This is a genomic window from Microbacterium sp. CJ77, assembly GCF_002911615.1.
Taxonomy (GTDB): domain Bacteria; phylum Actinomycetota; class Actinomycetes; order Actinomycetales; family Microbacteriaceae; genus Microbacterium.
In genome coordinates this window covers 558,233-581,309 of record NZ_PQBR01000023.1, presented here as the reverse complement: position 1 = coordinate 581,309, position 23,077 = coordinate 558,233, and the positions used below count along the sequence as shown (strand labels likewise).

At 63.8% G+C, this 23,077-nt stretch carries 22 protein-coding genes and 3 pseudogenes; 16 read left to right on the top strand and 9 right to left on the bottom strand.

The genetic code is table 11. The features are described from left to right. Positions 1-197: 197 nt before the first annotated feature. The 3 pseudogenes from C2868_RS14635 to C2868_RS14625 form a co-directional block, all read left to right on the top strand. A pseudogene (locus C2868_RS14635) lies at positions 198-1,082 on the top strand (transposase); the annotation flags it as partial. Between the two features lie 209 nt (positions 1,083-1,291). Further along, positions 1,292-1,498, top strand: a pseudogene (locus C2868_RS17760) (IS3 family transposase); the annotation flags it as partial. Positions 1,499-1,646: 148 nt separating this feature from the next. Next, positions 1,647-2,566 (top strand): annotated as a pseudogene (locus C2868_RS14625) (IS481 family transposase). A 446-nt stretch (positions 2,567-3,012) separates the two neighbouring features. On the opposite strand, the gene C2868_RS14620 reads toward C2868_RS14625, so the two are convergent. The 4 genes from C2868_RS14620 to C2868_RS14605 are packed head-to-tail and all read right to left on the bottom strand — an operon-like array spanning position 3,013 to position 6,432. Then, on the bottom strand, positions 3,013-3,786 hold the full coding sequence (locus C2868_RS14620) for an SDR family NAD(P)-dependent oxidoreductase (RefSeq protein WP_100809647.1): 774 nt from the start codon (positions 3,784-3,786) through the stop codon (positions 3,013-3,015). Next, positions 3,783-4,625: an ABC transporter permease gene (locus C2868_RS14615; protein WP_103663514.1), complete on the bottom strand. Its 843-nt coding sequence runs from the start codon at positions 4,623-4,625 to the stop codon at positions 3,783-3,785. The genes C2868_RS14620 and C2868_RS14615 overlap by 4 nt, the downstream gene beginning before the upstream one ends. After that, a complete protein-coding gene (locus C2868_RS14610) occupies positions 4,622-5,380 on the bottom strand; it encodes an ABC transporter ATP-binding protein (protein WP_103663513.1) in 759 nt (252 codons plus the stop codon). The genes C2868_RS14615 and C2868_RS14610 overlap by 4 nt, the downstream gene beginning before the upstream one ends. Next, positions 5,377-6,432, bottom strand: coding sequence for an ABC transporter substrate-binding protein (locus C2868_RS14605; RefSeq protein ID WP_100809643.1), 1,056 nt, complete (start codon positions 6,430-6,432; stop codon positions 5,377-5,379). Before C2868_RS14605 ends, C2868_RS14610 begins: the two co-directional genes overlap by 4 nt. Before the next feature lie 110 nt (positions 6,433-6,542). On the opposite strand from C2868_RS14605, the gene C2868_RS14600 reads away from it, so the two are divergent. After that, positions 6,543-7,484: a LysR family transcriptional regulator gene (locus tag C2868_RS14600; RefSeq protein ID WP_100809642.1), complete on the top strand. Its 942-nt coding sequence runs from the start codon at positions 6,543-6,545 to the stop codon at positions 7,482-7,484. A 23-nt stretch (positions 7,485-7,507) separates the two neighbouring features. Here the strand turns inward: C2868_RS14600 and C2868_RS17845 are convergent, their stop codons facing one another. The 5 genes from C2868_RS17845 to C2868_RS14575 all read right to left on the bottom strand — a co-directional run bounded on the left by C2868_RS17845 (position 7,508) and on the right by C2868_RS14575 (position 11,577). Next, a complete protein-coding gene (locus C2868_RS17845; RefSeq protein WP_100809641.1) occupies positions 7,508-7,798 on the bottom strand; it encodes an SDR family oxidoreductase in 291 nt (96 codons plus the stop codon). Between the two features lie 48 nt (positions 7,799-7,846). Beyond that, positions 7,847-9,088, bottom strand: coding sequence for an IS256 family transposase (locus C2868_RS14590; RefSeq protein ID WP_100809640.1), 1,242 nt, complete (start codon positions 9,086-9,088; stop codon positions 7,847-7,849). A 45-nt stretch (positions 9,089-9,133) separates the two neighbouring features. Then, the gene (locus C2868_RS14585; protein ID WP_258034462.1) at positions 9,134-9,637 is read right to left on the bottom strand and encodes an SDR family NAD(P)-dependent oxidoreductase; all 504 of its coding nucleotides are present in this window, start codon (positions 9,635-9,637) and stop codon (positions 9,134-9,136) included. Positions 9,638-9,681: 44 nt separating this feature from the next. Next, positions 9,682-10,605: an amidohydrolase family protein gene (locus tag C2868_RS14580; protein WP_157813846.1), complete on the bottom strand. Its 924-nt coding sequence runs from the start codon at positions 10,603-10,605 to the stop codon at positions 9,682-9,684. A gap of 654 nt (positions 10,606-11,259) precedes the next feature. Next, a complete protein-coding gene (locus C2868_RS14575; protein WP_146048083.1) occupies positions 11,260-11,577 on the bottom strand; it encodes a helix-turn-helix transcriptional regulator in 318 nt (105 codons plus the stop codon). 382 nt (positions 11,578-11,959) lie between these two features. Here C2868_RS14575 and C2868_RS17505 point away from each other — a divergent pair, with 382 nt between their 5' ends. The 12 genes from C2868_RS17505 to C2868_RS14520 all read left to right on the top strand — a co-directional run bounded on the left by C2868_RS17505 (position 11,960) and on the right by C2868_RS14520 (position 23,066). Then, positions 11,960-12,712 carry a hypothetical protein gene (locus C2868_RS17505; RefSeq protein WP_157813845.1) on the top strand — a complete coding sequence of 251 codons (753 nt, stop codon included), beginning with the start codon at positions 11,960-11,962 and terminating at the stop codon, positions 12,710-12,712. A gap of 1 nt (position 12,713) precedes the next feature. Then, positions 12,714-13,337, top strand: a complete 624-nt coding sequence (locus C2868_RS14570) for a M23 family metallopeptidase (RefSeq protein WP_157813844.1) — start codon at positions 12,714-12,716, stop codon at positions 13,335-13,337. A gap of 23 nt (positions 13,338-13,360) precedes the next feature. Next, positions 13,361-13,663 (top strand): hypothetical protein, encoded by a 303-nt coding sequence (locus tag C2868_RS14565; protein WP_100809635.1) that lies wholly within the window; start codon positions 13,361-13,363, stop codon positions 13,661-13,663. Positions 13,664-13,666: 3 nt separating this feature from the next. After that, positions 13,667-15,109, top strand: a complete 1,443-nt coding sequence (locus tag C2868_RS14560; protein ID WP_100809634.1) for a hypothetical protein — start codon at positions 13,667-13,669, stop codon at positions 15,107-15,109. Beyond that, positions 15,106-16,602 carry an SCO6880 family protein gene (locus C2868_RS14555; protein ID WP_100809633.1) on the top strand — a complete coding sequence of 499 codons (1,497 nt, stop codon included), beginning with the start codon at positions 15,106-15,108 and terminating at the stop codon, positions 16,600-16,602. The genes C2868_RS14560 and C2868_RS14555 overlap by 4 nt, the downstream gene beginning before the upstream one ends. A gap of 59 nt (positions 16,603-16,661) precedes the next feature. Beyond that, positions 16,662-18,194 carry a hypothetical protein gene (locus C2868_RS14550; RefSeq protein WP_146048082.1) on the top strand — a complete coding sequence of 511 codons (1,533 nt, stop codon included), beginning with the start codon at positions 16,662-16,664 and terminating at the stop codon, positions 18,192-18,194. After that, a complete protein-coding gene (locus tag C2868_RS14545) occupies positions 18,191-19,456 on the top strand; it encodes a ParA family protein (protein ID WP_100809631.1) in 1,266 nt (421 codons plus the stop codon). Before C2868_RS14550 ends, C2868_RS14545 begins: the two co-directional genes overlap by 4 nt. Positions 19,457-19,473: 17 nt before the next feature. After that, a complete protein-coding gene (locus tag C2868_RS14540) occupies positions 19,474-21,282 on the top strand; it encodes a type IV secretory system conjugative DNA transfer family protein (protein ID WP_232711080.1) in 1,809 nt (602 codons plus the stop codon). Then, positions 21,279-21,671: a hypothetical protein gene (locus C2868_RS14535; protein WP_100809630.1), complete on the top strand. Its 393-nt coding sequence runs from the start codon at positions 21,279-21,281 to the stop codon at positions 21,669-21,671. Before C2868_RS14540 ends, C2868_RS14535 begins: the two co-directional genes overlap by 4 nt. Then, positions 21,668-22,147 (top strand): hypothetical protein, encoded by a 480-nt coding sequence (locus tag C2868_RS14530; protein WP_100809629.1) that lies wholly within the window; start codon positions 21,668-21,670, stop codon positions 22,145-22,147. The genes C2868_RS14535 and C2868_RS14530 overlap by 4 nt, the downstream gene beginning before the upstream one ends. A gap of 37 nt (positions 22,148-22,184) precedes the next feature. After that, a complete protein-coding gene (locus tag C2868_RS14525) occupies positions 22,185-22,631 on the top strand; it encodes a single-stranded DNA-binding protein (RefSeq protein WP_100809628.1) in 447 nt (148 codons plus the stop codon). Between the two features lie 126 nt (positions 22,632-22,757). Continuing rightward, entirely contained in the window at positions 22,758-23,066 is a 309-nt protein-coding gene (locus C2868_RS14520) for a hypothetical protein (RefSeq protein ID WP_100809627.1), read from the top strand. Positions 23,067-23,077: the final 11 nt, after the last annotated feature.

Genomic DNA, 23,077 nt, shown 5'->3' with positions numbered 1-23,077 from the left:
TCTTGCTGACGACTGACCTCGAAGTCTGGGTGTCCTTGCTGTTGATCTGTCGTCCGTCAGGAGGCGCATCACCCTCGTGGTGCTGGCCGGGCGGGCGTGACCTCATAGGAGCCTGATCGCAACAGTCCCATCACAGTCCCGTCCACCCGACCGGCCAGTGTCACTCACCCTGTCCTGATCTGGTTGGAGCGAGCACTATGAGCATGCAGCAAGTCCCCTCTCACCGTCGAGTCGTTGTCGGCGTCGACACTCACAAACACGTCCACGTCGCCGTCGCGATCGATGAGCTCGGCGCGGTCCTGGATCGCCGATCTTTCGCGGCGGATTCCGGTGGCTACGGCCAGCTGATCGACTGGGGCGAATCGTTCGGCGGGAAACTCACCTTCGGGATCGAAGGCACCGGTTCCTATGGTGCAGGCCTGGCCGGCGCAGTGCGCCGTCGTGGAATCGGGACGCTGGAGGTGATGAGAACGGACCGTCGCGACAGGCGACTACGAGGCAAGTCCGACACCATCGATGCCGAGAACGCAGCCAGGGCAGTCCTCGCGGGCCTGGCGACGGCCATCCCGAAGTCAGCCGATGGAACAGTGGAGATGATCCGTCAGATCAAGGTCGCCAAGGACGTCGCCGTCAAGGCGAGAACATCCGCGATGATCAGCCTCAAGCAGGTCATCGTGAACGCCCCCGACGATCTGCGTCAGGAGCTGCAACCGCTATCGAAGATGGCGCTCATCCATCGCTGCGCGGCGCTTCGTCCGGGCCAGGTGACCACAATCATCGCGTCGACCAAGCACACGTTACGATCGATCGCCCGTCGCTGGGAAGTACTGGATGCCGAGATCTCCGGGCATGAGAAGCTCCTGGCAGAGCTGACCGCGCAGATCGCTCCCGACCTCGCGAAAGCCTTTGCGGTCGGTCCTGACACCGCGGCCGAGATGCTGATCGTTGCCGGCGACAATCCGGAACGGATCCGTTCGGAGGCCGCGTTCGCCCGGCTCTGCGGTGTCGCCCCGATCCCTGCATCGTCAGGGATGACCACCCGACACCGGCTCAATCGGGGCGGTCACCGGCAAGCAAACGCCGCACTCTACCGTGTCGTCATCGTTCGCATGCAGCACCACGAACCCACTAAGGCCTACGTCGCCCGCCGGATCACCGGAAGGAAAGACGAAGTCCGAGATCATCCGGTGTCTGAAACGTCTTCTCGCCCGCGAACTCTGGGCCGCGATGCGCCCCATCCGCGAAGCCCGACCACCCCTCCAAATCGCGGCTTGACAGATATAGGAGCATCAACGCCGCCATGGAATCGTTCTTCGCCCTGCTGCAGAAGAACGTCCTCGACCGCCGCTCGTGGACCACCCGGGAGCAGTTGCGGATCGCGATCGTCACCTGGATCGAGCGGACCTACCACCGCCGGAGGCGCCAACTCCGCCTGGGCCGTTTGACGCCCATCGAGTTCGAGACCATCATGAACACGACCGCCGCACTGGCGGCGTGACTACAACCTGTCACCTATTCGTGCAGCAGTCCCGGCCATGAGGTTGGTGTCGTTTCGGGTCTTGTGAATAGAGAGAACCCCCGGGCTTAGCGGAGATGTCTGACGTCTTCACAAACTCGGAGGTTCTCGTGCCCCACGTAATGCCCGTCTGACCTTTTCGGGCGGCAGTTGATCATCGAACGTGCCCGGGCGGGCTGAAACAAGCGCATATCGCCGCGGCGATGGGGGTGTCCCGGAATTGTGTGAGGCGTTGGCTTGATCGTTACCGCGACGAGGGCGAGCAAGGGCTGGGGGATCGCTCCTCACGCCCTCACCGGTCGCCATCTCGAACGCCAGCGGTGACCGAGCAGGCCGTTGTCGAACTACGCAGGCAGGAACGCATCGGACGCGATGAGATCGCGGCGCAGCTGGGCGTGCCCGCGCACCGTGTCTCGGATCCGCGTCCGCTATGCCATGCCGCATCTGTCTCGGCTGGACCCGATCACGGGCGAAGTGATCCGCGCGTCCACGACCACCACGGTCCGCTACGAACGACAGCATCCCGGCGAGCTGGTCCATATGGACGTGAAGAAGCTGGGCCGGATCCCCGACGGCGGCGGCTGGAAAGCACACGGCCGATCAATGGGCTCCACCGCAGCGCGGAAACAGATCATCGTCGGGTTTGACTACGTCCACTCCCTCGTCGACGACTACTCCCGTCTGGCCTACTCCGAGGTCCTTGATGACGAGAAAGGCCCCACCTGCTCGGCGTTCCTCGAGCGGGCAATCGCCCACTTCGCCGCGCACGGGATACCACGCATCGAGCGGCTGATCACAGACAACGCCTGGGCCGACCGGTGGTCGCTGCGACGCGTCTGCGCCGACAACAGAATCCGGCAGATGTTCATCAAACCCCACCACCCCTGGCAGAACGGGAAGGTCGAGAGACTCAACCGCACGCTGCAGAGCGAGTGGGCCTACCGGCGCCCATACTCGTCCAACGACGCACGCACCCAAGACCTTGCGCCCTGGCTCGAGCACTACCCCGCTGGACGACGCCACTCAGGCCTCGGAGGCAAACCAACGTGATGGCCGGGTACAACTAGATCCTCTGCTCAGGGTCGGCTGAGGAATTCACTGCACTCGTCGTCGCTCCCCGACGGGAGCGACCGGATGATCTCGATGCGCCCCGGTGGAGATCCCCGAGCGCGCAAAATGTGCCACTTCCGTGCCGCGAGCTCCGCGACCAGCTCACGCCCGTCCCGGTTCATGGAGCGAGTACGGGATCAGCTCGCTCCCGCCTGCAACAAGCCGCCGGCTCAAGCGCTCGCCGCTCCAACTTTCCGCTGACGCGGGCGAGACAGCGGTCGATGTTCGTGCCCACCACTGCAATCGTAGGGAACCCTGGGTTCACCATCATCAAGGCGACGGTGGCGGTCGATGTCGTTCGTTCGCGTGCGAACCGATTCCGCACGGCTTGTATCGGGCTGTTTCGTTCACCCCTTGCGGCGTGGCAATGAGAACAGACGTGGGTCCTAAACCGCTGAGTAGCCGCCGTCGACAGTTAGCGTCGAAGCGGTGATGAACGAAGCGGCGTCCGAGGCAAGGAAGAGAACAGCGTTTGCAATCTCCGCAGGATCTGCAAGGCGACCCATCGGAGTGTTTGCCATCAGCTCTGCGCCCTTTCCACCCCGCGCCAGCATCGGCGTAAGCACAGAACCCGGAGCAACGACGTTGACCCGAACGCCATCGCGCGCATGGTTGATCGCCACCGTCTTTGCCAGCATGCCGAGCCCGGCTTTGCTGGCGTGGTAAGCGGCGTTCGACAACCCGGGTGTGGGAGGGGTGACTACTGATGCCGACACAGACCCGATGCAGATGATCGATCCTCCGCCTCGCACACGCATGCTCGGGAGCACCGCCTGCATCCCCAAGAATGGCCCGGTCAGATTGACGCGAAGTATCCGCTCCCAGTCGTCGAGGCTCTGATTCTCTGGTGCAGATGGAGAGTTGATGCCCGCATTGCACACGAGAACGTCAAGCTCGAGACCGTCTTGTGCAAGTTCGGCTATGACCCTCTCCCAGTCTTGTTGGCTTCCGACGTCTAGCTCACAGAAGCGCGCTTCGTACCCGTAACGGGAAAGCGCTTCGCACTGACTTAGAGCGCTCGCCTTGAGATGAGGAAGATCGGCGATCACGACACGGGCGCCGGCAGCTGCGAGCACCTGCACGATGGCGGCGCCGATTCCGCCGCTTGATCCGGACCCCGTTACGAGAGCGGTCCGCCCACTCAAGGTGGAGGAGTTCACCTGGCACCTGCGCTGTCATGTGTGCCGTAACGGGCCAGCACGCGCCGCCCGACGAACGACAGCAACCGATCGGCGAGGAATCCCAGGAGGCCGATGACGAGGATGCCCGTGAACATCGTGCCGGTCTGAAAGAACTGGCGCGCGGTGAAGATCATGTACCCAAGTCCTGACTCCGCAGAGATCATCTCCGCCGCGACGATCGTGGTAAAGGCATTCCCCATCGCGATACGTGCACCCGTAATCAAGAACGGGACGGTCGAGGGCACGGTGACTCTGAAGAAGACGTCAGCCGGGCCCATACCAAGGCTGCGTGCAGCCCATCTCTTCACGGTCGGAATCGCGTAGACCCCAGCAATCGCGTTGAGCACGACGATGAAGATGCTGCTGTAAGTGATGAGAAAGATCTTCGACCCCTCACCGATGCCGAACCACAGAATCGCGACTGGAAGAAGTGCGATCGGTGGAATGAATCGGAGGAAGTTCACGTAGGGATCGAGGAATCTCCGTAGCCAGGTTGAACTCCCCAGCAACAGCCCTAGCGGTATACCGACAAGGAGTCCAATGACGAAGCCGGTAAGAATCCGAAAGAGGCTCGCACTCGCGTTCGAGACCAGACTTCCGTTCTGCAGGCTCACGATGAACGCGTCCCAAGTCTGGGCGGGAGATGCGAACAAGATGGGACTCACGAAAAGTGAGACCAGCCACCACAGCGCGATCCCTACGCCGACAGACAGCACAGGAGTGAAGAGCCGTGCCAACCTGCTCTCGCCGGGACGCCACCCCTTGCTGGGCGGCTTGCCGGATCGGATGGTGCTCGTGGCTGTCAGCGTCCCGGTCATGCTGCGGCCTTCCGACTCGGCCGCTCGAGCGACGCGTCGATTGCGTTCCAGAGCTCGACGAACTCTGTACCGTGCGCGCGTGGTCGGGGGAGATCCACGTCGAAGGTCTTCGCGATGTGAGCGTTCGGCCCGGCAGACATCACCGCTATCCGATCGGCCAGCGCGATCGCCTCATCGATGTCGTGCGTGATGAGCAGAACTGTCTTGCGGTCCGCCGCCCAGATTCTCAGGAGTTCAGATTGCATTGCACGGCGCGTTTGGCTGTCGAGCGCTCCAAACGGCTCGTCCATCAGGAGAACCTCGGGGCTGTTTGCTAGCACCCTCGCGAGCTGCACGCGTTGCTTCATTCCTCCCGACAACTGACCCGGGTACTTGCGTTCCTGCCCTTCAAGCCCAACCAGGTTGATGTATTCTTCGGTGACCCGCGTCCGCTCGCGCTTCGGCATCTTCTTGACCTTGAGCGCAAGCTCTACGTTCTCCCGCACATTGAGCCACTCAAACAGTGCCTCGAAGGTCTGGAACAGCACTCCGCGATCAGATCCGGGACCAGCGATCGGCTGCCCGCGCTTCGTAATTGTTCCGGCAGTCGGGTCCTCAAAGCCGGCGAGCAGGTTTAGTAGCGTACTCTTTCCGCATCCACTCGGGCCGAGCAGACAGAACAACTCGCCTTCCCGAAGCTCAAAGCTCACGTCATTGAAGACCGTCTGCCCACCGGAGCTCGCAAAGCTCTTGGTGACGTGTTCGAACTTGATCACTCGAGCCCTCCGAGGTCGGCCGTCATCGCTTCCGGCACTGCGGCAGTCATGGGCGCGAGATTGACGAACTCACTCCACGTCGGGACTCCGGGAATCTTCTCGGTCTCGACCGCCCAGGTCGCGACGTTCGTCAGCGTCGATACGTGGTCATCGGTGAAGGAGACTTCGTACTTGAACAGACTAAAGGGGAGCTCCAGCGCATCAACTGGCACACTGAGCGTGTCGCTCAGGATCTGGATGGCTTCATCTCGGTTCTCTTCGGTCCACTGCGCTGCCGTGTCGAGAGCGCGGAGCACCGCCTCTGACGCTTCCTCGTCCTGACTCAAGCGCTCAGACGCGACGATGTAATTCCGGCTCGTCCAGTCGTACTCGTCTCCGTACTCGAAGATGTACGCACCAGCGACGGTCTGAACGGCGGTCTGCGTGATAGGTGCCCAACTAAAGAAGGCTTGAATGTCTCCCCGCGTGAAGGCTGCAACCATGTCGTCGGTGCCGACGTTCACGACCTCGATCTGGTCCGCATCCAGATCGTGATTCTTCACGAACGCGTGCATGGAATACTCCCCGCCGGACCCCAGCGTGACTCCGACTTTCACGTCGTCGCGCTCCAGATCCTCCGGGCTCTCGATCGACTCGGACACTGTCAAAGCGTGCACCTGCGGTCCGACCGCCATCGCCCCAATGATCTCCACCGCGCCCATGCCCTGCTCTTCAGCTTTCGCCCTCGCGGAAATGACTGGAAGATCGGTTACTGATGACAGATCGACTTCCCCAGCAAGTTGCGCTTGCAGCGCTTCGTTCCCGCTGAGGAACTGTCGGCTGGCGACTACGTTGATCCCCTCTTCAGCGAAGTAGCCGTTCTTCCAGGCCACCACGTAGAGAGCTGTACCGGTACCACCGTCAATTCCGAGAGTGAGATCGAAGGACCCTGCCGGCGCTTCAGAGGGAGAACCCGTTTCTGCGGAAGGGGAGCAGCCAGCTATGAGAGCGATGCTTGCAATGATTGCGATCCCCGCCCCCAGCACATGGGTGGGGCCAGATGTACGACGCATGTGATTCTCCTTTGAACGTTGCGATGAAGTAATCGTGTCCCTCTTCGTCGGGTTCAGTCCAATTGATTTTTATCGGACCTTCTAGTAGTGATACTAATGGAGGAAAGATCATGTCTTTGAGAAAGATGGAGTACCTACTTGCCGTCGTAGAGCATCAATCGTTCACGATCGCCGCACAACAGTTGCACATCACGCAGTCAGGTCTGTCGCAGCAGATTCATGCGCTTGAGGAGAATCTCGGAGTTCGACTTCTCGAGCGGCTCGCTCGCGGCGTGAGACTGACCGCCGCGGGCGAGGCGTTCGCGAAGCATGCCGAGATCGCTCTCGCGGCCGAGCGGCGAGCGTTCTCCGCCGTTGAGGATTATCGTGCAGGGCGCGCAGGACGAATCGACATCGCGACGGTGTACTCGGTAACAGTCAACCTTCTCCCGGGAGCGCTACGCGTCTGGTCTGCGCGCATGCCAGACGTGTCCGTCCGCATTCAAGAGTTTCAGCACCGAACTTTGCTTGAAGAGGCAGCCCGGACTGGAACCTTCGATTTAGCGATCGGACCGGAGCCTGATGACTGGGATGGACCGCTTGATCGGCTAGGCGCGGAGCCGTTTGTTCTCGTACTTCCTCGCGAGCACCCTCTCCGCGATCAGATTGTCCCCTACGAGCAAGATCACGTCGGTGCACCTGCTCGGTCACTTGGGAGACTGCCGACGTCGGTCCTTCACGGTCAGACTTGGGTCATGCTCAACGTGCCAAACGGGCTGCACGATCACGTTGATTCCCACCTAGCGGCCGCTGGCCTAGGTGGACAACGTGTAGCTCTTCGCACCTCGCAGATGGATGGGGCGGCGCGGCTGGCGGCCGCCGGCCTCGGCCTCGCACTCTTGCCAGAGCACGCGGTGGTTCCTGGATTGGACGCCCTCATTTGCGAGCCGGACCCACCACTTCGCCGTCACATGGCGGCCTTCGCCAAGACGGAGTACAGCGAGATGGTGCAGTTGTTGGTACGCACCATCGCAAGCACTCGAGAAGTGTTTGCAGGAAAGCCGACCACCTAAAGGTGGGTGGCCGACCTCCCTGCCTACGCGCCCAGAATCCCGGCGACAGAGAAGCCGCCGTCGACCGCAAGTTCTGCCCCTGAGATGTGGCTCGAACACTCGCTGGCTAGAAACACGATTGCTCCGGCGACTTCCTCGGGCCACCCGAGACGTCCATCCGGCGTTCGTTCCGCCCGACGTCGCTGCGCCTCTTCGGACTGCATTCCCGCCGCCAGAGGAGTGTATGTCGGTCCTGGTATGACGGTGTTGACTCGAACACCGCGTGGTCCGAGCTCGCTCGCTAACGAGCGCGAGAGCGCGACGACGGCGGTCAAGTCCTGGGACGTGGTGTATCGGTGATCGTGTGATCCCTCGTGTCGAGGTCAGGCTGTGAGGGCCCGAAGGTCGGGTTCGATCACCTCCTCTGTGGTGGGTTCGCCGACGCGGCGTGCGGCGGCGAGGGCGTCGAGGCCGAGGTAGCGGCGTTGCTCGGCCCACTCGTCGTGTTGCTCGGCGAGGACGGCGCCGACGAGCCGGATGATCGCGTCGCGGTTCGGGAAGATGCCCACGACGTCGGTGCGGCGGCGGATCTCCCGGTTGAGGCGTTCGTTCGGATTGTTGGACCAGATCTGCCGCCAGATGCTCTTCGGGAACGCGGTGAACGCGAGGATCTCCTCACGTGCGGCCTCGAGGTGCTCGAACGACCTGGGGAGCTTGTGCTCGAGCGCGTCCAGGACGCGGTCGAACTGGGCGTGCACGGACTCCGCGTCGGGCTGGTCGAAAACCGTGCCCAGCAGGGTCTTCACCCATGGCCACGAGGACTTTGGGGTCACGCTCATCAGGTTCGCCGCGTAGTGGGTTCTGCACCTCTGCCAGGACCCGCCGACGGTCGCGCCGATCGCTGCGACCAGACCTGCGTGTGCGTCGGACGTGACGAGCTTCACGCCGGTCAGGCCTCTCGCGACGAGGTCGCGCCAGAACGTCAGCCAGCCGGCGCCGTCTTCGGTCGAGTTGACTTGCAGACCGAGGATCTCGCGGTAGCCGTCGGCGTTCACGCCGGTCGCGACCAGCACCGCGACCTTCACGACCCGGCCGCCCTCGCGGACCTTCATGGTGAGCGCGTCGGCGGCGACGAACGAGTACGGGCCGGCGTCCAACGGCCGGGTGCGGAACGCGGTCACCTGCTCGTCAAGGTCGCGCGCCATCTCCGACACCTGCGACTTCGACAGCCCGGTGATCCCGAGGGTCTTCACCAGGTCATCCATCCGACGGGTGGACACGCCGAGGAGGTAGCTGGTCGCGACCACGGTGGTCAGTGCGGCCTCCGCGCGGCGGCGGCGTTCCAGCAGCCACTCCGGGAAGTAGGTGCCCTGCCGGAGCTTGGGGATCTTCACGTCGATGGTCCCGGCGCGGGTGTCGAAGTCGCGGTGGCGGTAACCGTTGCGACGGTTCACCCTGTCGTCGCTGATCGTGCCGTAAGCGGCGCCGCAGATCTGGTCCGCGTCCGCGGATAGCAGCTGGTTGATGAACGTGCCGAGCATCTCCCGCAGCAGATCGGGAGACGCCTGCGCGAGGTGGTCTTCGAGGAAGCGGGCAGGGTCGATATCGTGGGGTGAGACGGTCATCGTCGGGGTCCTTTCGAGATGGATGTGAAGAGTTCTCTCGAAGGATCACGCGGTGACCGTCGCTACGTCCGCAGCGACACGGTCACCCGATCCGTACACCACCTTGCCGGACGCCACCACGACGGCTCCCTTCGATGCCGCATACGCGGTCTGCCCAGGTGTGCCGAGCACGGTTGCAGTCGAGCCAACGTTCACTATCGCCCCCGAGCCTGCGTGCGCCATCCAACGCGCCACACACTGAGATACGAGAAATGTTCCTGTCAAGTTGACGCCGACTACCCTGTTCCAGTCCGAGATGCTCGTCTCGAGGAACGCCTTCGTTAGCCCCACGCCAGCACAGTTGACGAGCACGTCAATTCGGCCGAATGTGGAGAGCACCCGCGATACTGCGCGTTCCACGGATTCCGGATCACGCACATCCGCACTGATGGACAGCCCATGGCTCGATACCTTCTCCTCAGCGGCCCAATCGAGACTGGCAGTCACGTAACCGGCGTTGACCAAACCCGCGATGACGGCTGCCCCGATCCCAGAGGCCCCGCCGGTCACCACTGCGACACGAGGTCGCTTGGGATCGCCGTCGGGCACCACGACTAGACCGAAGCGGCAAGCATCTCGCGATGGTCATCAACGTGTGACGACTGAGGGGCATCCAGGCCGAGAATCCTGGCGGCGTTTCCGAACATGATCTTGCCGAGAGCATCGTCGCCGATTTCGAACTGTGCGAACCTCTCGTATGCAGTTATCGGATTGAAGGGAAATGCGCTCGCGTAGACGACCTGATCCTGTAGGACCGTGCCGGCAGCTTCCAGGAACGGCTCGGAGCCAGGGAGCGCGTAATAGATGGACGCCTCGAGATAGATGTTGCTTCGGCGATACGCAAGCGCGATCAGTTCAGTGACATGGGGGTAGGTGCCGTGAGACATCACGAACGTCACCTCAGGGAAGTCCTCCGCGACGATGTCCATGGCCCACGGATCGGCGAATCGCCCGCACACCGGTCCGACCGTCACCACCACGGGGATCTCGAGCTCGGCTGCCGTCTCGTAGATGGGATAGAACTGCCGGTGGTCGGGCGTCTGCCGGAATCCCTCCGGGTCAACCGACACTCCTCGCATGCCAAGCTCTCCCACGGCTCGCCGCAACTCCTTGGTGGCAACGCGACGCATGCCAGGGTCAACTCCTGCGAACCCGATGAGCTTTCCGTCTGACTTCTCGACGCACTCCGCAATGTAGTCGTTGGTGAAGCCAACGGTGGGTGACGACGGATCGCCCACCTGCCGCCCCGTGAACACGCCGAGCGTTACGTCCGACTCGCCAACCTCCGCCAACCAAGACTCGAAGCTCTGCTCACCTGGGTACGGCCCGAACTTGGGGCGGGCCCACAGCTTCTCCGCCGCCGGGCCGGAGCAATGCTCCATGTATGTCGGTGTATTCGGACGCAACCGGAAGTCGATGATTCCCACGTTGTAACCCTTCTCGCTGATCTGATGAGCCTCTCCGGCTGTGTTCATCATCCGCAGAGTCGAATGAACAGTCCAATTGAATCTTCTGCGCCTTGCCATAAGCGCAGCTAATTTGCTCAGCTTCGGGATCACGAGATTTAGATTCCGGACGGCATAAGCGTGCGCGCACTCTGGCGTTTCTTCGCACGCCCTCAAGTTGTCCGCGACGTAGCTTGGAGACTGACGGAGCATGACCCGCTTTTCGCGACACCTGAGTTGAGACGATGATCGTCTCGGAACGAGTCCGTGAGATGCCCACCATATGAGCCGGAGTTTGGCGTCGAGCAGTTGATCTTGTCGCGCAGTTCAAGCCTGTCGCGCAGGCGGCGCGTGATCTCTGGATCAGCGAGTCATGCCTGCGGAATTGGATGAAGCGCGAGGCGGTCGACAGTGGACGCAAGGCGGGGGTGACGACCGACGAGCACAAGCAGCTCATCGAGTTCCGGCGTCGGAACCTGGTGTGGAGGTCGCAACCGGGTATTGGAGATGGAGATAGAGATTCTCAAGCACGCCAGCGCCTACTTCGCCCGGGAGAACGTGCTCCCAACGGTTTCGCCGGACGATGCACCTAGCGAGAGGTGCTGGTGGTGTGCGGGCGTGGTCGAATCATGAGGCAGTTCCGTGATCCCGACCGCAGGAACCCGACCATCAGTCAGCGACGAGGGTCTAGAGTTCGCCGATCGCTTGCCCGAGCTGCAGATACATGTCGCTGACCGCAGCGTCGTTGACCTGATATCGAACACGCTGCCCCTGACGGACCTCATCCATCGGCGGTTCAGAAATCAGTAGGCCCGATGTCATCAGCGCTGCAAGGGACTTAGCAACCGTCGGAATCGGTATCTCGAGCGCCCGCGAGATCTCAGCGCGAGAAGCCGGTCCGTTGGTCCGAAGGAAACCGATGATGCCCGCGCGCACCATATTGCCAAGGGCTTTGATGGGGTCCTCCGCATGCTCGCTATGACGAGGGCGGGCGTATTTGGGCACGGGACTATTGTGGCGCACCGGCTCCGCGAGCACTCGACAAACTGGGTAATTTAGTGATTCACATGATGAGTGTATCTCTGTAGTATCCACATATGTCAACCGCTAGATCAACCCCGCAGTCGCTCAGAGTCAGGCATAGCCGAGCCATGTCCCCCATACTCCCTACAGACAAAGGCGGATCAACGCGGCTATTCTGCGAACGGCCAGTTTTTTGCACAACCACACTCGCCCACGACGGACCCCCGTGGCGCGAGCACCGAAACATTGCGCCTCACCCTTTACGGTTCTTTCGCGCCTGCATAGGATGCCGGAAAGGCAGCTCGAGCTGGCCCCACCGTCGCGTCTCGCTCCACTGCTCACAACCAGCAGGGAGGCCAGTGCCATGACGACGCCGCAGACACCACGCCGTTCGACCGGACTGCCCTGGGCAATTGCCGGCGGGGTTGTCCTTGTTGGCGGCATCGCGGCGCTCGTCGCTGCGGCGATCATCAACACAACAACATCCGATGCTGGACCACGCACCTCGCCTCCCAGCACCAGCGCGAGCGGCGCGCCCTCGGCCGCGCCGCCCACGCAACCAACCGAAACGGGCGTCGTAGACGACGGCGTTACGGTGCAGGGTTGGGTCCCTGAGCCGATAACGCGCGATGAAGACGTCTATATCCGCGCAGCACTAGCAGCCGCCGCGACCTTCGACACCACCCTCGCAACACGAGACGAATGGCTGGCGTACCTCGACACATGGTTTACACCGGATACGCGATACGCATCAGGGGTTGATCGAGAAGCTCAGCTTGATCAGGCTCGCCTTGAACTCCGCCAGTCCGTCGTTCTCCCCGAAGACATGTGGAACTCCCTCGCGGCAGAAGACGGCCGAGTCGAGGCAGCCGCGTCGGCGGAGATCGCCTACTCCCCCGTGCCGGAGAACCCCCCTGGAGACATGTTCATCGGCGAAGCGGATGTGCTGCTCACCTTCACATCCAAGACAGAGGGGGCACAGGAGACGAGCTACGAGCAGACGGCGCGCGTTCGCGTGCAGGTACTGTGCGGCGGCGAGTCAATCCCGACCCTCGGCTCGGCGCAGCAGGTTGGCGATTGCAAGGTCGTTCGCTTCTTCGGCGCGGACGGCAGTTGACATGCCGCATCCCTCAGTCGTTGCCGCCGGTATCGTCGCGCGGTCAAAGACGTTGCGCCGCCTGGTTCTGCTCGCGGTGCTGGCGGTAGCCCTGGCGGGCGGAGCTATCGTCACTCCCCTCGTTGCGCTTCCCCTTGCCATCGCAGCGCACGGTACACCCGCAGTGCAGCCCGGAACGATCGACGGACGCACACCGGTCGTCGTCGGCGAATGGGGCTACCCACTCGCGGGCGATTACACCAAAGGTCGCGGTTTCGGCTTTCACCCGGTCAAGGGATGCTCCTACTGCCCCGCGGACCACAAGGGCTATGACATGTCGCAAGGATGCGGCGCGGCCATATTCGCTGCCGGCCCTGGCACCGTCACAACCGCCGGCAGCATGGGCCAGTTCGGCAACAGCGTTGTGGTCGACCACGGCGATGGCATCCAAACGATCTACGCCCATCTGGAGTGGGGCTCGATCGCCGTCGAAAAGACTCAGCAGGTCTCGGCGGGCACGCGCCTCGGCGCCGAAGGGACGACGGGCCTCTCCTGGGGATGCCACCTGCACTTCGAACTGCGCATTGACGGCGCCCGCCTCGACCCCGCACCATTCATGGCCGCCCGCGGTCTTCCCCTCGCCTGACCGACGAACACCAAGGAGCCCGGATGCCACTCAACGACCTACTCGTCCCGTTCGACGTGGACGTCCCCGAAATTCAGCCCGACTTCTCGGCGCCCTTCTTCCAGGGGTTTCAAGTCATCGCGTCCTACATACTGGCCGGCGCGATGATCGTCGTATTCATCATGCTGGTCATCGCGGGTGCCGCCCTCGCTTTCCGCGGACTCGCGCCCGACCGCGTCAGATCGTGGGCGGGCGAGAACATCGCTTGGATTTTCATCGCCGCCGCCATCCTGGGCGCCGCGAGCGGCCTGTTCGCCTGGTTCGTCAACTTCGACTTCGGATTCTGACCTATGCGTCGGCTCGGGATGTTTCTCCTCGGCACGCTGGTCGCTGGCGTCGCCGTTGTGGGCATCGCCGAGCCGGCACACGCAACAGCCGAAGCGTCGGGCACCATTCGGGTGGACACGGCAACGCCCGTCACGGGTCAGACGTGGTCTGCGCCGACGTTCCCGGTGACCTGCTCGAGAGAGACCGATCAGGTCAGTTGCACCCCCGAAAATGCCGCCGACATCAAGGCGCAGCGCTGCTTCACCGGCGTACTGGTCGCGGGCGAGAACGCGATGGTCTGCACGACATACGAAGGACACCACCAGAAGCTGAAGGATGCCGGAGGCAAAGAGCTCACAGTCGGATACGACTGCAGTGTGGGTGATCTCGTCTGCGTCAGCTTCGAGAACGCAGGCCGCGGCATGGCCCTGGCAACGACAGGCGGACTCTTCGTTCTCGCATCGAATATGCGGTTCGACACCTCAAGCACCCTATGGGCCGCGGCCGTCGAAGAATGGTCCTTCTGGAACTGGGCTGTGCTCGCGGTCGTCTTCGCAGCCATGATCTGGGCGATCGCAGCCGCCATCGTCGCACGGGACCGCGACCAACTCGTCGGTGCAATCATCCGGTCCTTCATCGCGATCCCCGCCGTCCCGATCACTCTCTGGCTCACCGGGCATGTCGTCAACGCTGTGGACGACATGGCGATGTACATCCTGACCCGCGACGGAGACTTCGCCCTCATCTCTACGCTCCAGAGCGTGATGTGGGCAGGCGGTCACGCGAACTACTTCTTTGCGTTCCTCATCCACGGCCTTCTGATGATCGCAACCGTGCTCCTCACATTGGTCTTCGCCTTCCGAAACCTCGCCCTCGCCGTTCTCATCATGGTCGGGCCGGTCGCATGGATGATCTTCCCGGTTCGCGGAATCGGACCGCAGTGGGTGGTTCGCTACCTCAGCGCGGTCGTCGTTCTGCTCCTCACCGGGCCACTCACGATCGGATTCCTCGCGCTGATCATCAACGGGCTATCGACAGTCCGCACGATCTGGGACCCTCAATCTTGGCCTCTGCTCATCGGCCTCGTTCTGGTCGCGTTCGCCCCCTTTGCGGTCTTCGGCCTCTTCACTTTCACGGGCGCCGTCGCCGCCGACTCGTTGGGTTCGCGGCTCGGCGGTCAAGCGGGCCGCATGGGCGCCAACGCTGCGCGAAGCGCCTCGCGTCTTCCCTCTCGCCTCGGCAGTGCGCCCGCAGGTGTCTCGCCCGGATCGACACGTGGCCGCGCTGGCAGCACCGGCCCATCCGCGACCACTGCGAAGAGCAGTCCCTCGCGGCCGACATCCGGACCGACCTCGCCCGCTGGATCAGGCGCTTCCGGATCGACCCCACCGAAACCAACGGCAACATCCGCTACTTCCACGCCCCCGACGCCCGCCGCGTCTCGACCCGTGAGGAGCACACCGTGACCGCCACCGCCGCAGAACACGCACGCCCGGTCCGACTTCCCCGTCGCTCCCGCCAAGGGGTTGTACTCGGGCTCGACCCGTGGCAAATCGGATTCGTCGCCGCAGCCGCCCTTGTCCTGCTCATCGGTGTCAATGGGTTCGGTCCCGCGGGCATCCTCTACGCAGCACCCGTCTATCTCCCCGTAGGACTGGTCGCCGTGACGACCGTGCGGGGTATCTCCGCGCCCCGGATGCTGGGACTTTGGCTCTCGAAACAATTACGGCACTCCGCAGGCGCTACGACCCACGCCTACCGTCCAGAACGCGTCCAGCTCGAAGGAACACTCAACCTGCCCGGCACGCGCGCGTCCGTGCAGATGTGGGACGTCGACGGGCTCGCCTGCGTCTACAACCCGCACGACCGATCGGTGTCGGTAACGGCGGAACTCGAAGTGCAGGGATTCCTCATGAAGGACACCCCCGACCGCCACGACCTCGCACAACAGTGGGCGCAGGTACTCGCCACGTTTACGCAGCGCGTCGGCGTCAAACGCGTGACGCTGCAGGAACGGACGACGCCCACCACGATCCGAGCGGGCCGCGAACACTTCGAGTCGAGCGCGCATCGTGCGGGCATCGACGACGACGCAGACGTGACAACGAACTATCGACAGGTGATGGATGCTTCGGAGCGCTTCGCCGTCGCCCACCGCAACTACCTGACGCTGACCTTTGACCTCGTCGCGCTCGGCCCGCAGGTTCGCGCGCTCGGGGGAGGCAAGTCCGCGATCCAGGCACTCGCCCATGTCGAGGCCAGCAACATTGCCGACGCCCTCCGCTCAGCCCGCATCACCGTCCGACGGTGGCTAACGCCGAGAGACATCGCGAGCCTGGCTCGCACCGCGTTCGATCCAGAGTTTCTGTCCACGGTGCAGAACCGCGACGCCGAGAACACCGGTGTCGCATTGAACGCAATCGGTCCGATGTACCTCGAAGAGCCGCGCGGCAAGAACGGCGTCGTGATCACAGACTCAGGAATTCACACCACCATGTGGGTGCACGAATGGCCTCGGTCCGATGCGGCGGTCGGGTTTATCTCCCCCCTCGTATTCGCGCGTCATCCCGTGACCGGCGAAGCGGTGACGCACATCTTCTCGATCGTGCTGACCCCGGTGCCCGTGAACAAAGCACTAAAGCGCATCCGTGAAGAGAAGAAGGTCTGGCGGGGCAACGAAAGGTTGCGCGCCAAGCGTGGCGCTGACGGCTCCGCCGCTGACGAAGCGGATTGGCTTGCCCTCGAGAAGCAGGAGGACGAGCTTGTCGCCGGTCACGGTGAATTCCGCTATGGCGCGTACCTGACCGTCACGGCACCTGATGAGAATGCTCTCGAACAATCGATCGCTGGCGCCCGCAACGCTCTTTCACGGGCAGGCATGGAGGCGCAGATCCTGTACTGCCAGCAGGCCGAGGCGCTGCTGGTGAACGCGCTGCCGCTCGGGCTGGGGGTGAAGTGATGGCCCGCCGAACCTTCGTCGTCTCCCCCGCCGGTCAGACGCGTGCCGAGCGTCGCGCGGTGCAGCGCGAGATCGCCGCACGAATGCGGGAAGCGCAGCCGACCAGAACCTCAAAGCGGGACCGCGCGCTACCGGAGCCAGCGGTACCAGGTCCTTTCGGCCCGGGACTCACCGAAGGGGGCTACTGGAACCTTTCCGCTCCCGTGATCCCAGCCCACCAAGCAACGTCCCAGCACCTCGCTGGAATCTATCCCTTTGTCGCGGACGCGGGACTTGGCCACCGAGGTCCGATTGTTGGCGTCGACCTCAATGCGGACGCGCTCTGGCATTTCTCACCGTGGGAGGCCTACGCGGATCCCACGGAGCGTGGGTCCTTCTCTACCAACGTCCTGGTGCTGGGGTCGTACCGGTCGGGCAAGAGTTCAACGATCAAGACACTGATTACCCGCTCCATTCCTTTCGGACACCAAGCGGTCGTCCCCTCAGACCCGAAGGGTGAATGGGTGGTCGTTGCTGAGGCCGTCGAAGGCACCGTCATCAAACTGGGTGGGGCAACAGGCGCCCGACTCAATCCCCTCGATCGCGGCCCTCGCCGCACGGGTAGCAGTGATGAGCAGCACGAGCAGATGGTGCGCCAGCGCCGCATCGCGACGCTCATCTCGCTCGTCGAGATGGCGGTCGGCGGCACGAAGCTGTCTGCGGTCGAACACGCGTGCATCCACCTCGCTCTCGAACGCGCGATCTCGGCAACGGGCGACGATCCGACGCTTCGCGAGGTCTACCGTCAGCTCGCCCGCATCGGCGCGGGCGAACTCTCCGACGAACCTGAACTCAGCGCCGCAGCCTCGCAACCTCGATTCGTACTGCGGCGGTTTGTCGAAGGCGACTTGTCCGGCCTGTTCGAGGATGAATCCACCGTGCAGTTCGACGATGCATCCCCACTCGTCGTCGTCGACACATCCGAACTCTTCGCCCGCGGCGACCTCGTCGCGCAGCTCACCCAGGTGTGCACCACATCGTGGGTCCAGGCGGTCATCTCGGATCGCGAGGCAAAGCGCACGCGCTATGTGGTCCGCGAGGAGGGGTGGCGGGACATGACCTCGCTCGCTGCCCTCCAGATGTACCAGCAGTGGCTCAAACTTTCACGCCACTACGGCATCAGCAATATCGTCATCCTGCACAAGATGGGCGACCTCGACGCAGTCGGCGAGGCCGATTCGCAGGAGCGAAACCTCGCCTACTCGATCGTCGGAGACATCGAGAACAAGTTCGTCTTCCGGGTCAACCACCAAGAACACGCGAGCCTGCGAGACCGTCTCCAAATGCCGACCGCACACGTAGACATGGCTCGGCAGCTCAGGAAGGGCGAGTTTCTGGCCTACGTCGGCCAGTTCTCGTACCTCGTCGATTGCTTCGCGACGTCCACCGAGTGGGAGTACGACCTGTTCAAGACCGACGATGCCTTGCTGCCCGCTGCCGAAATCGCGGGGTTCAGCGAGTTGATCACGCCGCTACCGCTAGACGACGTCTGGCCCATCGACGACGGCACCGATTTGGCCGGATGGCTGAGCGCTGAGAAGGAGACAGGATGACCATTGCCACCAGACCGCTCGTCTACGCCAACGTGAGCGGCGATACCGCGGAGTTCATATCTATCGATGGAGACACCGAGAGGCTTCACGCGGCTCCGGCAGAAGACATCCGTGCATCGATCGTCCGTCGCGCGATCGCCGAAGCGCAGGTAGCGGGCTCCGAGCTTGAACTGGTCACCTCCGGCGACCGCGGCGATCATCGCCTACTCATCCGTACAGACGGCAGCGTCGAGGGGGTCAAGGTCGACGAACCCGTTGACGAATCCGCCGACAGTGCGACTGATGTCGCGACCGGCGCCGTTGCGATCGGTAGCGAACAGCCCACCACCCGCCGCGCCGCTCGCACCGAGCGCCGATCCTTCATCACCACGGACGACGAGACGGAGCGCTCGCCATCCACAGGATGGCGCGCCATCCTCGCCCGTCTCGGCATCACCGTTCGTGCCTCTGCAGAGGAACTGCGACGCGAGGCCGACCAGCGAGCGGTCGCGCAACACTGGGCCGGGTGCCGCACCATCGCGGTCGCCAACGGCAAGGGCGGCGTCGGCAAGACGATGACCACCGCGATGCTCTCCGCCGTTTTCGCCCGCTACGGCGGCGGTCCCGTGCTCGCATGGGACAACAACGACACACGAGGGACCCTCGGCTGGCGCACGGAAAGCGGACGCTACGACTCGACCGTGCAAGACCTGCTGCCCGCCGCCGACTGGCTTCTCTCCCCCGACGCACCAATCTCTGACATCGCCAACTACGTCCACCACCAGACGCAAGACCGATACGACGTGCTGCGTTCCAACCCCGAGCTTCTCGCCGCCCGACAGCGCATCGAAAGCACCGAGTTCGATCTGTTGATGCGTGTCGCCGCGCGGTACTTCCGCATGGTCGTTTTCGATTCCGGCAATGACGAATCCGCCGAGCGCTGGCTGAGGATGGTTGACGCCTCCTACCAGCTCGTCATCCCCACTATCGCGGCACGAGAATCGGCAGAGTCGGCCGCACTGCTTCTCGAAGCGCTGTTGGCGCGCGATGACCACTCGGCGGAACTGGCGCGAAATGCCGTCGTCGTCGTGACTCTCTCGGAGCGTGCATCGGCGTCTGAGATTCGGCCAATCGTCGAGGGATTCACTGACCTCGTCCGCGCCGTGCACGTCATTCCCTTCGACCCGGCGCTGAAATCAGGTCCGCTGCGCTTCGACGCGCTCCGCCCGGTGACTCAGCGCGCATGGGTGCGCACGGCGGCATCGGTCGCGGAGAAGCTGTAGCGAGTAGGACTCCACTCATGGTGAGCGACGGTATCTGGCCCAAGATCGCGGCGATCGGCATCGCCGCGGTCATCCTGCTCAACATCGGATTCGCCTTCGCTGCCGAGGCGGTCACACAGATCGTGTGCGGCGCACGACCCACGCCGACTGGCTTTCTGTCGGGACTGTGGCTCGCGCTCTCCGGCGATTCGGGGACGTACACGATCGACAGATGCGCCCTGCCTGTGACGGCGATCAGGGTCGCCGATCTCGCGCTCGTGCTCGCAGTCGCCTTCGTGTCGGCGTGGGCCGGGGTCGCGTACTCGCGCTATCGGCAGTCAGATCGCTACTTCATCAACGATCTGCAGAGCCGACCCGGGTTCGCCCCCGCATCCGAGATTCGCAAGCACCTCTCCGCGCGAGCGGTTCTCCGTCGCGCACCTCAGTTGCGTCCCGAACTCTTCCAGCCGAGCCCGACAGACGTCGGTTGGCGGGTCGGTTCGTCTCGAGGACTGGATGTCTACGTGTCGATCGAAGACTCCGTCGCGCTCGAGGGTCCGCCCCGCTCGGGCAAGGGGTACCGCGTCCTCGTCTCCGCAATCCTCGACTGGTCGGGTCCGTTGATCACCACCTCAACGACGAACGACAACCTCACCGCCACCATGAAGATGCGTCGGCGTCGCGGTGCCGTCAGCGTCTTCGACCCTCAGGGCCTGTCGGGCATCCGTGACGCCATGAGGATCAGCCCTTTCGCGGGATGTGAAGACCCGCTCGTGGCTCTCCAACGAGGTTCGGCGATCATCACCGGCACCGCGCTTGGAGCCTCAACGACCAACGGCGAATGGGCCCAGGCATCCACCATCGTCCTCTCCCGCCTTCTGCACGCCGGGGCGGTCGGCGGACGGTCGATCGCCGACCTCTACGACTGGGGGACGAGCCCATCGCTCGCGCGGTCGGCAGTTGAGGTGCTGCGCTCCGATGGCGCGCCTGGGTGGGGAGACAGCCTGGAAGCCCTCGTCTCGGGCGACGAACGACTCGTGTCATCCACCTGGTTCGGTGTGCAGAACGCGGTTGCGCCGCTAGCTGTGCCGCAGATTCGAGACGCACTCTCGCCGCGATCCGGCGATCCGCGCTTCGATGCCGAGGAGTTCCTGACCGGCGAAAACACGCTGTACTTGGTTGGCTCATCGTCGGGGTCCGCCGCGATGGGCGGGTTCCTCGGTGCTCTTCTCGACGACGTCGTTGAGCTCGCACGCCGCAAAGCGCTCGCATCCCCGAGCTCGCGACTCGCACAACCACTCGGCTTGATCCTCGATGAGATCGCGAACATGTTCCGATGGGCGAACCTGCCACGCACGATGGCCGACGGCGGCGGCCGCGGCATCTGCACCTTCGTCGTACTGCAGGCCCTCTCCCAGGCCGAGACCGCCTGGTCACGGGCCGAGGCAGACACGATCTGGTCCGCCGCAACGGCCAAGATCCTTCTCGGCGGCGCAGCGCAAGTCGACCACCTGCGCGACATCGAAGCCATCCTCGGCTCACGGGAACGCCGCCGCACCCAGCGATCCTGGAGCAGCAGTCAGGCCGGCGTGAACACGAGCGAGCAGCACGACCGACTGCCCCTCATGACAGTCGACGAGATCCGTCGAATGCCTCAGACCGTCGGCCTGCTCGCCTACCGCAACCGCCGAGGCGTGCTCCTCGACCTCGCCGGATGGGACAAGCGCGCTGACGCGCGAGCGGTCAGCGCCGGCAAGCGCGAAACGGAACGTGAACAACGCGCCGTGTTTGCCGAGGACCTCGCGCGAGCAACGGGACCCGCCGCGAACGAGACCCCGGAACCATGACCAACATCCGGAAACCCCGCCGCCTCAACTCCTACCGCCGTGGCTATCTGCGCTCACCCGCTTGGTTCGCCCGTCGCGACCAGTGGTTCAGAGACGAACGGCGCCGTACGGGCACCGTTGCCTGCGCGGCATGCCTTGTGGACGGCACCGCCCGAACCCTGGAACTGCACCATCTCGACTACTCCGGCGTCGAGCGCACCGATGCCGGCTGGCGCGCGCACGAAGCGCACTCGGACCTCGCCGCTGTTCACCCCTACTGCCACGAACTGCTGCACCGACTGCTCGACCGCGACCGGCTGTTGGCACACCACCGTGATCGACGGACAGCATCCCTCTCGGCGCTTATTCGTCTGCGACGCAAGTTGCGCGCGATTGGAGGCGCGGCATGACTGATGAGACCGACGAGGCATACGAGACGATGCTCGCCGCCGAACTCGCCGAGTGGGATCCAGGCGACCGCCGCGGAAGCTCCGCGCCCCTGGGCGCCGCCGTCGTCGATTGGAAGGAGCTACCCGACGCGCAGGCGGCCGACGCGTGGCGAGCCCTGCGCGACTGGGTCGAGTGGCTGACGATCCGGTACGACGTACCCGTAACTGGCATCCCGGACTGCTGGTGGAAACACGGAGCGCTCGTGGAGGAACTCTCCGCCCTGCACACGGCCCACCGCGCGTCGTTCGATGCAAGCGACAGCGGCTACGGACCCATCGGGTGGCACGAGCGCCTCGCACAGGCGCGCGGCCGCTGGCGGCAGGCCTACGCCGGCGGCTGCGCCCACGGGCACCAGCCGCAAAAGCCTCGCTCATGGTCGTCCGCGACCGACGAGCAGGAATGGGATGCGTGGACACGCCAGTCTCACGCGCCATAACGCACCGACCGGTGCATGACAGAAAGGAACGAAAACCATGTCCACACGAATTCCGGTCACCATCGAGGGCAACCTCACGGGCGACCCCGAACACGGCACCGCCGACAACGGCACCGACTACGCGCGGTTCAGCGTCGCGGTCAACGATCGCCGACGCAACGAGCAGAGCGGAGAGTGGGAAGACGCGGGCTCGGTCTTCCACCGCGTCGTCGTCTTCAACAGCCAAGCACGTCACGTCGCCGACTCCCTGCGCAAGGGCGACGCCGTGCTCGTCGCTGGCGATTTGCGGTTCTCGACCTACACCGACCGCGAAAGCGGTGCGACTCGAGAAGCACGGGACATCGTCGCGGACAACGTCGGGGCGTCGCTGAAGTTCGCCGACGTCGAGGTCGAGCGATCCCCAAAAGCTAACGGCCCCGTAGCTCACGCTCCGGGGCCGGAAGCCACACCGGTTTCGCACACCGGTGCAGGGTTCGCTCGCTGACCATCCGCAAAGACAGAGCGGGCGGGAGTTACGTTACTCCCGCCCGCTCCTGCATGTCACGGATGAGGGTCCGTGATGGCTTCCTTGGGTCGTACCATTTAGAACATATGTTCGATCGGAGGAATTGTGGGCACGAATCGTCGATATGCCGCCCAGATCGACGAGCGCATGAACCAGAAGATCCTCGACCAGCTCGCGGCAAGATATCCGATCCAGGCACTCACCGAGCGCGAGCTACGCCTCGACCTCTACCCCGTGACCGCCGATCCTCAACCACGGCGCGTGCGCGCTTGGGTCCGATTCGGCGCGATCGCCTCGCAGATCGAAGGAGACGCGATCGCTTGGACTCCTCGAGCCGTGCAAGTCGAGTTTCGGTTGGACGGTCGAGATCAACGCGTTTGGGTCTGGGCATCGGCCGTCGACCGCGTGGAGTGATCCCGGCCTCT